This window comes from Streptosporangium sp. NPDC053982, from assembly GCF_055585205.1.
This window is the reverse complement of the sequence record NZ_JBVJKQ010000008.1, coordinates 282,373-295,364: the sequence shown is the minus strand read 5'-3', so window position 1 is coordinate 295,364 and position 12,992 is coordinate 282,373. Positions and strand designations below refer to the sequence as shown.

The following is a 12,992-nucleotide window of genomic DNA, read 5'->3' as shown; positions in this document are numbered from 1 at the left end:
GCACCGGCGTCGCCACCCTCTCACCGGAGGTCCGCCGATGAGCACCGACACCGCGCCGGCGGACACCGGCGTCACCACCCTCACCCCGGCCGTCGTCATCGTCGGCGCGGGACCGTCCGGGCTGAGCGCCGCCCGCGAGCTCGCGCCGCGGGTCGACGGCGAGGTCCTCGTCCTGGACCGGGAGAGCGCCGCCGGAGGCATCCCCCGGCACAGCGACCACCCCGGCTACGGGATCAGGGACATGCGTCGCTTCGTCAGCGGCCCCGCCTACGCCCGGCGGCTCGTCGAGCAGGCCAGCGCCGCCGGCGCGACGATCCGGACGAACGCGACCGTGACCGGCTGGGCCGGCGAGCGCACGCTGGAGGTCACCACCCCGCAGGGCCGCCTCCTGGTCGAGGCGGGAGCCGTCGTCCTCGCCACCGGCGCCCGCGAGCGCCCGCGTCCGGGCCGACTCATCCCCGGCGACCGCGGTCGCGGCGTCTACACCACCGGCCACCTGCAGAACATCGTCCACCTTCAGCACGGCGAGGTCGGCAGGAGGGCCGTCATCGCCGGCGCGGAGCTGGTGAGCTGGTCGGCCGCACTGACCCTGCGCGAGGCCGGCTGCGCGACCGTGCTGATGACCACCGAGTACCCCCGTCCCGGCTCCTACGCCCTGTTCAACCTCGGCGGCCGGGCGCTCTTCCGGCCCCGGATCGCCACCCGCACCCGGGTGTCGAGGATCATCGGCAAGCCGGATCTGCGGGCGGTCGAGATCGAGAACCTCGACACCGGCGCGCGGCGGATCGTCGAGTGCGACACGCTCGTCCTCACCGGCGACTGGATCCCCGACCACGAGCTCGCCCGCGCCGCCGGGATCACCCTCGACCCGGGGACGAAGGGGCCGCTGGTCGACAGCGCGTTCCGGACGGACCGGCCCGGCGTGTTCGCCGTGGGCAACCTGCTCCACCCGGTGGACACGGCCGACATCGCGGCGATCGACGGCGCCCGCGCCGCCCGTTCCGTCCTTGCCTGGCTGAACGGCGGGAGCCCGCCGGCCGGGCAGGTGCGCCTCGTCGCCGACGCGCCCTTCCGGTGGGTGACGCCCGAGATCATCCGGCACGGCGACCTCGCCCCGGCCCGCCGCCGGCTGCTGCTGTGGAGCGACCGGTTCGTCCCGTTCCCCCGGGTCGTCCTACGGCAGGACGGGATGGTGATCGCCCGGAGGCGGCTGTGGTGGCCGGCGGCCCCGGGCCGGGTGTTCCGCGTCCCGTCGGGCATGCTGGCCGCGGTGAACCACGCGGGCGGGCCGGTGCACATCGGCGTGGAGACCTGACGGCGTGCCGGAGGCCCCCGCCCTCCCCTGACCTCCGGCGGACGGCACACGGCCGTCCCCGCGCGGCTCCCCCGCGCGCGGGGACTCCCCCGCGTGCGGGGTTCCGCCCGCCGCCGTCCCTGCACCGACGGCGGCGGGACGCGCGGGGGCGTCAGGCGCAGTGCCGATTCATCTGATAATCCATCGCCCGGTCGCTGAAGGCGGCGCCGATTCTTCCCATGAGAGTCGACTTCCCGGCATGTCGCCGCCCGACGAACCGCATTTCGCCGTAGAAGTCGATACAGCTCCCTTTGGCGTACACGTAGACCGGTCCCGCGTAGTAGGTGTAATTGCTCGGGCTGGACGTCAGGTTCGCGTTGTATCCGTCCCATTCCCAATGGGACGTCCCGCTCCTGCGCAGCCCGGCCTGGATGCGGTCGAACGTGCCGTGCGGATAGCCGGCGTTCGGGCGCACGATGACGCAGTTCTGGCCGGTGGCGCCGCTGTAGTAGACGTCGATGCCGCCGGCTTCGGTCCCCTGGTACCGGATCGGCCAGGTCTTGAGGAGGGCGAAGGAACCACCGCAGCCGTTCGGCGCGGCGGCGTCCGCCCCGGCTGGGAAGAGCGCGACCAGGCCGGCGGCCAGCACGACCGTCTGGGCCAGGAGCGCGACGCGGCGCGACAGGACGCGGGCGCGGCGCCCACCCGGGGCCCGGCGGTTCGGGAAGGAAGGGATCACAACAACCTCCAGGGGGTCGGGGAACCTGTGGAGACCACGCTGCGCCCGCCCATGATTTTCCAGCAAGGCATCCGTTCCGAATCCCCCGCGAAGAGCGGACAATGCGTTTTCCGCGGACAATGAACGCGGACGGAAACGAGTGTCCGGAAGGGGCGGAGGAAATGGGTGGTCCAGGACGTCCGCAAGGAGGCTTGAGGGGTGAGACGGAAGAGGCCAACGCTCTGGCGGCTTTCCTGCGCTCACTCACCGAGGGCGTCACCATTCGCGAGCTGAGTGAACGGTACGTGGGCAGGAAGACCCTCTGGGGGGAATACCGGTCCGGCGCCAAGATGATCCCGCTCCACCTGCTGGAGCGGATCGTCCATGACCGCGAGCCCGGTCCTGACGCCCGCTCCCGCCTGCTGGAACGGGCCCGCTCCCTGCACGAGAGGGCCGAGACGGCCGCGGCGCGGAGACCTCACCGAACCGGCCGGGAAGCCCACCCCGAGCCCGGAACCCGCCCCACGCCCGGAACCCCGCACACGGTGGAAGCCCAGACCGAACTCGGAGCCGGCGCCGAACCCCGGCCCCGCCTTGAGCCGGAAGCGCGTCCGGCGGAAGACCCGCCACCCGGTCACCGGGCCGTGCCCGCCGTACGGCGGCCCGGGCGGCGGACTCTCCTGCTGGCGGCGGGGTCCGTGCTGGCGGCCACCGCCATCGTGACGTTCGGCCGCCCCGCCGCGGACACCACCGTTCCAGCCACGGTGAGCACCTCCGCGAGCGCCTCGATGACCGGTGTCCCGGGCTTCTCGAGGGAGGCGCTCCGGCCGGACGGCGGGAGTCGTCTGTACCGGCTCGGTGACCGCGGGATCGTGGAGGAGTGGAGCGGTTCCGGCACCCGCTGGACGAGGATCGGCGGGCCGGCCCGGCGTCTCTACGCGGGAGACGCCGGGCTCTTCGCGGTGTTCCCCGGTACCGGCGTTCTCCAGAGATACGAGGGCCGGCCGGGGCGCTGGTCCTCCGTCGGCGGACCCGGCGCCGAATTCGCCGTCAACGACCACCTCTACCGCCTCACCGAAGACCGCCGCAGCGTCTGGCAATGGAACGGCACCCAAAGCCAATGGACCGAAATCGGCGGACCCGCCCAGCACATCTACGCGGGAGACGCCGGACTCTTCGCCACCAACCCCGACCCCGGCGCCCTCTACAAATACGAAGGCCGACCCGGACACTGGTCCCCCATCAGCGGACCCGGCGCCGAATTCGCCGTCAACGACCACCTCTACCGCCTCACCGAAGACCGCCGCAGCGTCTGGCAATGGAACGGCACCCAAGACCGATGGACCGAAATCGGCGGGCCGGCGACCGGCATCGAGGCCGGCGGACGCCCGCCCACCGGCTTCCTCCGCGGTTCCCCGGAGAAGGAGAACCGGTAGCCTCACCGGAACCGAAGGAGAGTGGTCATGCCTCGTTCCCCCGAAGGCCCGCCGGAGTACCGCGACCGGGTGCGCGGCTGCCTGCTGGGCGGCGCGCTCGGCGACGCGCTGGGCGCCGTCATCGAGTTCGACCCGATCGACGCGATCCGCCACCGGTACGGCCCCGCGGGTGTGACCGGGTTCGTCCCCGACGGGTCCGGCAGGACCGGTCTGATCACCGACGACACGCAGATGACGCTGTTCACCGTGGAGGGGCTGCTCCGCGGGGGCGACGTCACCGCCGTCCACCACGCCTACCTGCGCTGGCTGGACACCCAGCGGCACCCCGCCCCTCCCCCGGCGGACGGCGCCGCGTTCCGCACCGGCGCGCTGCGCGAGCAGACGTGGCTCTACTCCCGGCGCGCCCCCGGCAACGCCTGCCTGTCCGGCCTGAGCCGGGACCGGGCCGCGTCGCTCCCCGGCGATCAGGGAACGGCCGGCCCCGGGTTCGGGCCCTCCGGCGGGCCCGGAGCGGTGGCCCCCGGCTCCGCGTCCGGACCGGACGGCCCCGCCTCCGGGACCTCCGCCGGCTCCCGGCCGGACGGCCGCGGCCTCACGTTCCCTGGCGGCCCCGGACCGGTCAACCCCGACTCCAAGGGCTGCGGGACGGTCATGCGCTCGGCCCCCTTCGGCCTGAACGCGCCGAGTCCCCGGCACGCCTTCGACCTGGCCGCCGCGTGTGCCCGGCTCACCCACGGCCACCCCACCGGATACCTCGCCGCCGGGGCCTTCGCCGCCGCCGTTCACCTGGTGGTGGCCGGGGAACCGCTCGTGCCCGCCGTACGGCTGGCGATGGACCTGCTGGCGACCTACCCCGCCCACGAGGAGACCACCAGGGCGCTGCGCGCCGCCGTGTCCCTGGCGGCCGAGGGCGGCCCGGGCCCGGAGAGGGTCGAGTCGCTCGGCGGGGCGTGGGTCGCCGAGGAGGCGCTGGCCATCGCGGTCTACTGCGCGCTGTCCCACCCGGACCCCGGCGACCTGGGGCGGGCGCTGCTGCTCGCGGTCAACCACTCCGGCGACAGCGACTCGACCGGCGCCGTCTGCGGCAACCTCCTGGGCGCCCTGCACGGCGAGTCCGCGCTCCCCGCCGGCTGGCTCGCCGATCTGGAGGGCCGCGACGCCGTCGCGGCCCTCGCCGACGACTTCGCCACCCGGTTCGGCGACGGCCACGGGGCCGCCGGGGAACCGGACGCCGGCCGCGGTCACCGTTAGGCGTCCTCCGGAGGATCGATCGCCCGGCCCACCGGCGCCGGGCGCGGGCGAGGGCACCGCCTCACCGTACGGCCCGTCACGGCACGCGGAGGCGTACCCCGGCATCCGTCAGCCGTTCGCGGTGCGCGCGGTTGTCCTCGGCGAGCCGGTCGAGGGCGTCGCGGGCCTGGAGAAGCTCCCCGATGTGCCGGTCGATGCGGTCCCGCTCCCGCATCAATCGGTCGAACGCCTCGTCGGAGTTGTACTCGCTGGGAGCGTCGAGGCACGGCAGCATCGTGGCGATCGTACGGCTGGACAGCCCGGCGGCGTACAGGCGCTGGATGAACGCCACCCGGTCGACATCGTCGTCGGTGTAGTGGCGCTGGCCGCTGGCACTGCGCGTACTGGTGAGCAGTCCCTGCTCCTCGTAGTAGCGCAGCGAGCGGACGCTGACCCCGGCCCGCGCCGCCAGTTCCCCGATCCGCATCGCTCCTCCTCCTCGCGCTCCTCGCGGGCCTCCACCCGCGGGGGACCGCGGTCTCCGGAGGCCGCCGCCCTCGGAAGGCTCCAGCCCGGAGGCCACTTTCGCCGAAGGCCCGGCCCGCCGGGGACCGCGGTCTCCGGGAGTCTCCTCCGAACGCTTGCCTCTGACGTCAATGTCAGGTCTTAGCGTAGTCGCAGCGTCCAGCCGGCGGACGTGTCCATCCGAGGGAACCTCCGAAAGGCACGCGACAATGACGACCCTGTTCGACCGCTACCGGCTCGGCGCGCTGACCCTGCCCAACCGCGTGGTGATGGCCCCGATGACCCGGGCCCGCGCGGGCGCGGGCGGCCTGGCGACGCCGTCGATGGCGGCCTACTACGCCCAGCGCGCCACCGCCGGGCTCATCGTGACCGAGGGCGTCCAGCCGAGCCTCGTCGGGCAGTCCAGTCCGGGCACCCCCGGCCTGCACACCGACGAGCAGACCGCCTCCTGGCTGCCGGTCACCGACGCGGTCCACGCCAACGGCGGGCGTGTCTTCGCCCAGCTCATGCACGGGGGGCGGGTCTCCCATCCCGACACCATCGGGACCCTGCCGGTCGGCCCGTCGGCCGTCCCCGCCACCGGGCAGGTGTTCACCCCGTCGGGCCTCAAGCCGGCGCCCGTGCCGCGGGCGCTGAACACCGCCGAGGTGCCCGAACACGCGCGGTCCTACGCCGAAGCCGCCCGCCGCGCCGTCGACGCCGGCTTCGACGGCGTGGAACTGCACGGCGCGAACGGCTACCTCATCGCCCAGTTCCTCTCCAGCAGCGCCAACCTGCGCACCGACGCCTACGGCGGGTCGATCGCCGGCCGGATCCGGTTCGCCGTGGAGGCGGTGTCCGCGACCGTCGAGGCGGTGGGAGGCCACCGTACGGGCATCCGGCTCTCGCCCGGCGCGGGACTCTGGGGAGCGGAGGACGCCGACGTGCCCGCCCTGTACGGCGCGCTGCTCGCCGAACTGGCCCCCCTGGACCTGGCGTACGTCCATCTGGAGGCCAGCACCGACGAGGACGTGCTCGTCGGGCTGCGCAAGGAGTGGCCCGGCACGCTCATCGTCAACCCGGTCTTCCCGCTGGGCCCCCGGCAGACGGATCGTGCCGCCGCCGACCACTGGCTGGGGCTCGGCGCCGACCTGATCAGCTTCGGCCGCGCCTACATCGCCAACCCCGACCTCGTGGAACGACTGCGCCAGGGGCTCCCGATCGCGCCGCACGACATGTCCACCTGGTACCAGGGCGGCGACGCCGGCTATCTCACCTACACCGCCTACCGGCACACGGCCTGAGCCCGTACGGGCCTCCGCAGTGACCGGCGCACGGCCCGCCCCGGACGCACCGGGGGCGGGGTCAGAGGGACCGGGTCATGAACACGCTGTTGGGATCGGGGCGGTAGCCGGCGAACGGCTCGCAGTAGGTGAACCCGTGCTTCTCGTACAGCCTCCTGGCGGGCAGGAAGAACCCGGCCGACCCGGTCTCCAGGCTCAGCCGGGTGAAGCCCATGGCCCCGGCCTCGGCGATGATGTGCTCCAGCAGCCGGGACGCGATGCCGCTCCGGGCGCGTTCCGGCGCGGTGCGCATCGACTTCAGCTCGGCGTGGCCCGCGTCCAGCCTCTTGATCGCCCCGCAGCCCACCGGGTCCTCACCGTCCAGGACCGACCAGAACGTGACCCCTGGCGCGCGGAGCCCGTCGAGGTCGAGGGCGTGCTTGCTCTCCGGCGGGGTGATGGACCGCATCTGCCGGACGTGCTCCCGGAGGAACTCGATGATCCGCGGACCGGACAGGTCGTCCACCAGGATCCTCAACTCGCTCAACTCACTCAACTCACGTGCTCCGCGTCGTGGAGGGCCGCGTCGCCGGACCCCGGACCCGTCGATGTGCCGGGAGAGGCATCCCGCACCCGGCCGTGAGGGGCGTCCCGGTACGGCCGGGCCGTACCGGGCGCGCCCCCGCCCGGATCGATCCGAGCCTGCTCCAGGTTTGTTCCGGACCCGTTCCGGGCCTGTTCCAGACCTGTTACGGGCCCGTTCCGGCGCCGTCCGGCCAGGTCGTCGGCGGTGAGCCGGTTCGGCCGGCGGAGCCTGCGGGTGTGTCCCTCCGGGGTCCGTCAGGAGGCGGCCGCCGGATGCGGGTCGCCGAGGTACGGGAATCGGTCCAGGGTGTCGGTGTGCGGCCTCAGCCCGGTGGGCGGGGCCTCGTTCTTGGTGAGGAACGCGACGCGGATGTCGATGACGTCTTCGGTGAAGGTCCGGCCGTTGGGGTAGGCGGCCGGCTTGGACGGGTCGAAGCTCAGCACGTCCGGCAGGAGGCCGTGCTCGTCGATCGCGGCGATGGCCTCCTCGCGCGAGTAGCCACCGGTGTGGCCCAGCAGGTGAACGAACTGATCCGTCCATCTGTCGCGGTCGTCGACCGGCTCGCCGGCGTTGTAGTCCTCTTTGGTGTCGTCGGTGTTGAAGAAGCTGCTCATGGACGGGTGTCCGGCCCGGTCGGCGTGGACGAGTCGGCCGTCGCGCATGACGCTGCACCGGCCCCAGATGTGCAGTTCGGGGTCGGGTGCCAGCTCCGCGGTCGGCAGTTCGATGGCCATGGAGAAGACGTTGGCCGTGAGGTTGGAGTCGACGCCGGTCCAGGGGGACCGCCCGCCCAGATGCGGGGCGGTGAAGTTCCGATTGCCGCCGGTGTCGAACAGGTTCTTGATGCCGTCGAAGTCGAAGAAGAAGGCGTCGCTGCGGCTGCCGGCGGCCACCTGGTAGTCGCCGCTGCCGACCACGTTGGCCCGCGGACCGAAGGAGACGGCGGCATCCGACACGATCTCGGTGCCGACCGCCCCGGGCTCGCGGGCCTGCGCACCGGTGGCCATGAACACGCTGTAGGTCTGGGAGCCGTCGGAGGCCGGTGGGCTGAAGACCCAGCTGAAGGCGACGTCGGTCAGGTAGTCGCCGTCGTTGTCGATGTTCAGGCGGTAGATCGCGTCGGGGTGCAGCGCGTCGGCGTTGGGATTGGCGTTGAGGATGAGAACGGTCCTGCTCGGATCCCCGGGCGCCGTGAAGGCGTACAGGTCGCACAGATCGAGGCGCTGGTCTCCGAGTGGCGGCCCGAGGCTGAGGCCGGTGAAGTGGTTGGACATGTCAGGCCCTTTCCTCGCTCGTTCACCGGACAACCGCCGGAATGCTCCAAGAGCCGTCCTGGGGCGTGGTCACGTCCTGCCGATCTGCACTTGATCCTGTTTCCGCAGGTTAAGCCCTATCTGCCGAAACGAACGAGAGGCATCGGCGGACGGCGGGTCGCCCGGTTCGTCCATTCACCCGATGAAGGAGGCGTAGGCGTCCACGGAGACGGTCACCGGCGAGGCGCCCTGGTTCTTCAGCACGATCGTCCCGTCCGGGCGGAGCGCCGCGGTCGCGAAACCGGCCGTGTCCTTGCCCGCCGTGTAGGCCACCGTCCGTACGGTGACCCCGCCGCCGGCCGGGACGATCTCGACGGTGCCGCCCGCGACGCCGCGGGCGGTGACGGCGAGGCCGAGTGCCCGGACACGGGAGGCGGGGACGCCCTCCACGTCACCGGGCCGCAGGACGTGCGTGCCGCCGGCCGCGATCGTCACCCCGGTGGCCAGCGGGAGCGGGTCGGTCGCCCTGGTCACCGAGCCGCGCCGGGCGGTGGTGTAGTAGCCGCTCACTTCGATCGACACCTCCGCCGCACCGGCGCCCAGGTTGTGCACGTTGACCTTGCCATCGGTGCCGGGCTTGACGATGGTGAAGAACTGGGTGGGCGTGTTGGCCGGGTAGTCGACGTTGGCGTCGGGTGGGAAGGGGTCGCCGGCCGCGTAGACGCGCATCGTGCCGGTGGAGGGGCTCTTGACCAGCACCGTCAGTGCGAGGCTCTGCAGTTCCTCCGGCGGGATCTCAGGGATGGCGGACGTCGGAAGCCGCAGTTCGCCCATGGCCGGGACCGGGACCCTGTCGGCGATCCGTACCGGGGTGATCGGCAGATAGGTGCCCGCGACGGTGGCCGCGGCGTGGTCGAGGGTGTAGCCGTGGACGTCGAGGTAGACGCGGACGGGCTGGCCGCTGTGGTTCTCCACCTTGATCGCGCCGTCGGCCCCGACCTTGGCCAGGATCATCGTGGAGGCGTAACGGGTGGCGTCGTAGAAGACCGTTCCTCCGTTCGGCCCGACAGTGTCCGAGGGGTGGACCGCCAGCGAGCCGGTGTTGAACAGGTCGCCCTTGGCGGCCACGTTGAGGGCGACGGCGGCGACGCCCCGCCCGGGCAGCCCGGCGGCGCCGGCGACCTTGACGGTCAGGGTGGAACTGCCGCCGATCGTGACGTTGTCCAGGAGGCGGGCCCGGGTCTGGAAGAGCTGGTCGGGTCCCGGTCTCGGCGCGGCGCCCAGGGCCGCGTCGTCCAGTTGCAGGCGCGGGATCGTGACGCCCTCGTGGATGATGTCCTTGCCGGTGGCCTTGATCTTCGCTTCCAGCTCGGCCGGGGTGGCGCCGGGGAACGCCTGGCGCAGCACCGCCAGCGCGCCGGCGACGTGCGGGGCGGCCATGGAGGTGCCGCTCTTGGACGCCCACTGCCCGTTGGGCACCGAGGAGACGATGTCGGAGCCCGGCGCGAACACGTCGAGCAGCGGCCCCGCGTTGCTGAAGCCGGACACCTCGTCCTGGTCGGTGGTGCTGCCCACGGCGATGGCGGAGGAGACGCAGGCGGGAGCGCTGACCGCGTCGGGGTAACCCTGGTTGCCCGCGGCCACGACGGTGGCCACGCCCGCGGCCAGCAGCCTGTCGACGGCCACCTTGCGCGGGTCGTTGTCGCAGGCCGCGGTGTAGCGGCCGGAGCCCAGGCTGAGGTTGACCGCGGCCACGGGAAGGCCCCCTTCCGCCAGCTCCAGCACCTTCTCCATCCCGGCGATCTGGGCGCTGACGAAGCTCAGCAGGCAGGGCGTCCCCGCGGCCCCGCAGTAGGCGACGGAGTCGAACCTGCTGTAGACCTGGACGGCGGCCAGGGCGGCACCGGGAGCGACGCCGCTGCCGTCGGCGTCGCTCAGGCCCTCGCCGTCGCCCGCCACGATCCCCGCCACGTGGGTGCCGTGGGCGCAGTCCAGGTTCGCGCACGGACCGCTCTCCGAGTCGGCGGCCCCCGGCCCCTCCTGCCGCTCCGCGCCGTCGGGGCACAGGCTGGTGGCCGCGTAGCCGGGATCGCTGGGAGAGAAGCATGCCTCGGCGACGACCCGGCCCCCGAGGAAGGGATGGTGGACCGCGACCCCGGAGTCCAGGACGGCGACCACGCTCCCTTCGCCGGTCAGCCCGGCCTCCCGGGTGCGGTCGCCACCGATCAGCGGCACACTCCGGGCGAGCGCCGGGGCGACGGGGACGTCCTCGGACACGCTGAGCACGCCGGGCTGCCGCGCCAGCCGTTCCACGGCCGCCTCGTCGGCCCGCAGCGTGACCACCGGTAACCGGGACAGCTTCTGGACGACCTGCGCGGCGTCGACGGCGGAGGCCGCGCTCGCCAGGGCAGTGCGGTCGCGCGTCACCACGTTCACCCTCACCAGGCCGTCACCGCCGGCGGCGAGCCTGTGTGCCAGCCCGGCGTCCACCTTCTGTGACGGCTCCGGGTCCGCCCGGACGGCGTCCGCCGTGCTCGCCCAGGCGGCGTCCGCCGTACCAGCCGCCGTCAGCGGCGCCGTCACCAGCGCGGCCACGGCGACGAGGCGGCGCACCAGACGGTGCTTCATGAATACCTCCGCATCGGCTTCGACTCCTTGCCACTTCGGCCGTGGACGTGCGCTGTCCGGCCCCCGCGCCGGGGACGCGGGGGCCGGACAGGGCCGTGACCACGGTTCACCGCGTCACCGTGTCGCCAGTACCGCCTCGGCGCGCCGCACCCAGCCGTCGAAGACCTGCCTCGATTCGGTCAGCGCCGGCCTCCGGTCGGCCACCATGATCTCTTCGTAGGCCCGTTTGGCCGCCCGGTAGGTCGCGAGCAGGCCGGTGCTCTGGGCGCAGGCGGCGTCGGCGGCGGCCACCTGCTTCTCCGCCGCCGTGGCGGGCTCGTCGGCCGCCCGTTCGGCCCACCGCATGTCGTTGCGCGCGCTCATCGGGCTGTCGTAGCCGTAGCCCTTGCCGCTCATGCACGTCGTCCATCCGGCCAGGGCCTGCTTGACGGCGCTGTGCTCAAGGGCCAGGAAGCTCGCGTCGTCGGCCAGCAACCGCGGGTCGGCGACCAGCGCCGGGTCCCCGTCGAGCACCTCGGCCGCGCCACTCGCCTCGCAGCCGCCCTCGGGGATGTCCGCGCCCGAGGCGGTCCTGTCCAGGGTGCCGTCGTATGCCTCCATCTCCTCCGGCGTGGCGGCGCGCTGGTCCTCGGGCTGCTCCGCCTGCGCGGCCACCGCGGGGTCGGGTCCGGTGCGCGGGTACCCGGTCCGGGTCGTCGCGGTCGCGTCGAGGGGCTCGATCAGGTCCGCCTCGATGTAGTCCTCGGGGTTCCAGTTCCGCACGACCCCGTCCGTCCAGGCGGAGAACCCGAGCGAGCGCATGCACCGCGCCGCCGCGGCGTCCTTCGCCAGGTCGATGGTGTGGATGTCGTCCATGGACGTCATGAACGGGTCGAGTGGCATGGGGAGGCCCGGATCCGAGGGGGCGGCGGTGAGAGCGGGCTCCGGGATCGGGGACGGCTCCGGTCCGAGCGACTCCGTGGGCATGGGGGTCGGCAGGACGTCGCCCGTGGTGGGAAGGGGGTCGGGATCGAGGGTCAGACCGGGGGCGGGAGCCGGGGAGGCGGCGGCCATGGCGCTCTGCGCGGCCGGCGTGACGTTGACGGCGGCGGCGACGCCCGCGGTGACGGCGAGAACGGCCCCGGCGGCCAGCAGGGCGGGAGTGTGCTTTCTCATTTTCCGTTCTTCCTCCAGTAGCACTCACCCTTGCTTATCCATTTGCCCTCGGTGCAGTAGCTCCGGGTGTAGAGGATGATGTTGGAGTATTTGAAGGGATTGAGAACGCCCAGGGTGTCGTGCCACCTGTCGTTCAGGCAGCCCTGCCAGTTGTACCAGATGAAGAAGCGGCGATTGTATCCGTTGCTCCAGACGCTGCGCCTCTTCCAGTGCTGCTGGTTTCCTCCCCACCAGCTCCACTGCGTCACGTCGCATGCGGCGCCGTGGTAGTCGGGGGAGAAACGCCGGTTCCAGCGGTCCATCGACTTTCCGCTGTTCACGTTGCGCACCCGGTAGTAACCGGCGCTGCTCTTGGTCTCCTTCCACAGCTGGCTCTTGGAACCGGTGGACGGCCAGGAGACCACGATGCCGCCGTTGGCCTTCGACTTCTTGTAGACGTCCAGGTATTGGCGGGTGAACTGGTTCTGCCACCGGTACGTGCCGTCCGCGTGCGCGACGCCTGGGAAGAGCCCTGCGGCCAGGGCCGCGGCGACGAGCACCGTCGCGCCCCGCGTGGCCGTGCGGACGGCAGGACGAGAGTGTCCCATCCTGTGCGTCCTCCTTTCTGAGTGGGCGGTGCAAAGGATTCGGCCGGCGATTTCTTTTCGGGCCGGCGTGGACGTGATCCACCCTTCGCCTGGTCGGCCTCGGGAGTCGGGCGGAGCGTAAACGAGCGCGAACGGGCGCCACAATGCCGAATCCGTAGCGCGCCGGTGACAGCCGGTCTTCGTCCGGCCCGTCATCGCAGGCGGCCGCCTTTCCGGGGCCACCGTAAATTCATCCGGAAACGCGCGCATGCGCGGCGCAAGCGCGGCGCAAGCCACACGCAAGGAGGGGGCCTACTCTTCACTCTGGCGCATTCCACG

General features: G+C 72.7%; 11 protein-coding genes. 4 read left to right on the top strand and 7 right to left on the bottom strand.

All coding sequences use genetic code 11. From position 1 onward, the window contains the following. The first annotated feature begins 37 nt into the window (after positions 1 to 37). Positions 38 to 1,315: an NAD(P)/FAD-dependent oxidoreductase gene (locus ACZ6W9_RS16700; RefSeq protein WP_470118475.1), complete on the top strand. Its 1,278-nt coding sequence runs from the start codon at positions 38 to 40 to the stop codon at positions 1,313 to 1,315. Between the two features lie 151 nt (positions 1,316 to 1,466). Here ACZ6W9_RS16700 and ACZ6W9_RS16695 read toward each other — a convergent pair whose 3' ends face one another. Beyond that, entirely contained in the window at positions 1,467 to 2,033 is a 567-nt protein-coding gene (locus tag ACZ6W9_RS16695) for a hypothetical protein (RefSeq protein WP_389960231.1), read from the bottom strand. Positions 2,034 to 2,224: 191 nt separating this feature from the next. On the opposite strand from ACZ6W9_RS16695, the gene ACZ6W9_RS16690 reads away from it, so the two are divergent. Both ACZ6W9_RS16690 and ACZ6W9_RS16685 read left to right on the top strand, forming a co-directional pair. After that, positions 2,225 to 3,448 carry a hypothetical protein gene (locus ACZ6W9_RS16690; RefSeq protein WP_470118473.1) on the top strand — a complete coding sequence of 408 codons (1,224 nt, stop codon included), beginning with the start codon at positions 2,225 to 2,227 and terminating at the stop codon, positions 3,446 to 3,448. Positions 3,449 to 3,475: 27 nt separating this feature from the next. After that, a complete protein-coding gene (locus tag ACZ6W9_RS16685) occupies positions 3,476 to 4,699 on the top strand; it encodes an ADP-ribosylglycohydrolase family protein (RefSeq protein WP_470118471.1) in 1,224 nt (407 codons plus the stop codon). Positions 4,700 to 4,775: 76 nt separating this feature from the next. On the opposite strand, the gene ACZ6W9_RS16680 is transcribed toward ACZ6W9_RS16685, so the two are convergent. Continuing rightward, complete coding sequence (locus ACZ6W9_RS16680; RefSeq protein ID WP_389960225.1) at positions 4,776 to 5,165, bottom strand: MerR family transcriptional regulator; 390 nt, start codon at positions 5,163 to 5,165, stop codon at positions 4,776 to 4,778. Positions 5,166 to 5,412: 247 nt separating this feature from the next. Here ACZ6W9_RS16680 and ACZ6W9_RS16675 point away from each other — a divergent pair, with 247 nt between their 5' ends. Further along, complete coding sequence (locus ACZ6W9_RS16675) at positions 5,413 to 6,486, top strand: alkene reductase (protein WP_389960223.1); 1,074 nt, start codon at positions 5,413 to 5,415, stop codon at positions 6,484 to 6,486. A gap of 61 nt (positions 6,487 to 6,547) precedes the next feature. Here the strand turns inward: ACZ6W9_RS16675 and ACZ6W9_RS16670 are convergent, their stop codons facing one another. The 5 genes from ACZ6W9_RS16670 to ACZ6W9_RS16650 all read right to left on the bottom strand — a co-directional run bounded on the left by ACZ6W9_RS16670 (position 6,548) and on the right by ACZ6W9_RS16650 (position 12,674). Continuing rightward, positions 6,548 to 7,012, bottom strand: coding sequence for a GNAT family N-acetyltransferase (locus ACZ6W9_RS16670; RefSeq protein ID WP_362932249.1), 465 nt, complete (start codon positions 7,010 to 7,012; stop codon positions 6,548 to 6,550). A gap of 293 nt (positions 7,013 to 7,305) precedes the next feature. Beyond that, positions 7,306 to 8,325 (bottom strand): DUF4331 family protein, encoded by a 1,020-nt coding sequence (locus tag ACZ6W9_RS16665; RefSeq protein ID WP_389960221.1) that lies wholly within the window; start codon positions 8,323 to 8,325, stop codon positions 7,306 to 7,308. 174 nt (positions 8,326 to 8,499) lie between these two features. Continuing rightward, positions 8,500 to 10,932, bottom strand: coding sequence for a S8 family peptidase (locus ACZ6W9_RS16660; protein ID WP_470118468.1), 2,433 nt, complete (start codon positions 10,930 to 10,932; stop codon positions 8,500 to 8,502). Positions 10,933 to 11,046: 114 nt separating this feature from the next. Beyond that, positions 11,047 to 12,087: a hypothetical protein gene (locus ACZ6W9_RS16655; RefSeq protein ID WP_389960217.1), complete on the bottom strand. Its 1,041-nt coding sequence runs from the start codon at positions 12,085 to 12,087 to the stop codon at positions 11,047 to 11,049. Beyond that, positions 12,084 to 12,674 (bottom strand): RICIN domain-containing protein, encoded by a 591-nt coding sequence (locus ACZ6W9_RS16650; RefSeq protein ID WP_389960215.1) that lies wholly within the window; start codon positions 12,672 to 12,674, stop codon positions 12,084 to 12,086. Before ACZ6W9_RS16650 ends, ACZ6W9_RS16655 begins: the two co-directional genes overlap by 4 nt. Between the last annotated feature and the right edge of the window lie 318 nt (positions 12,675 to 12,992).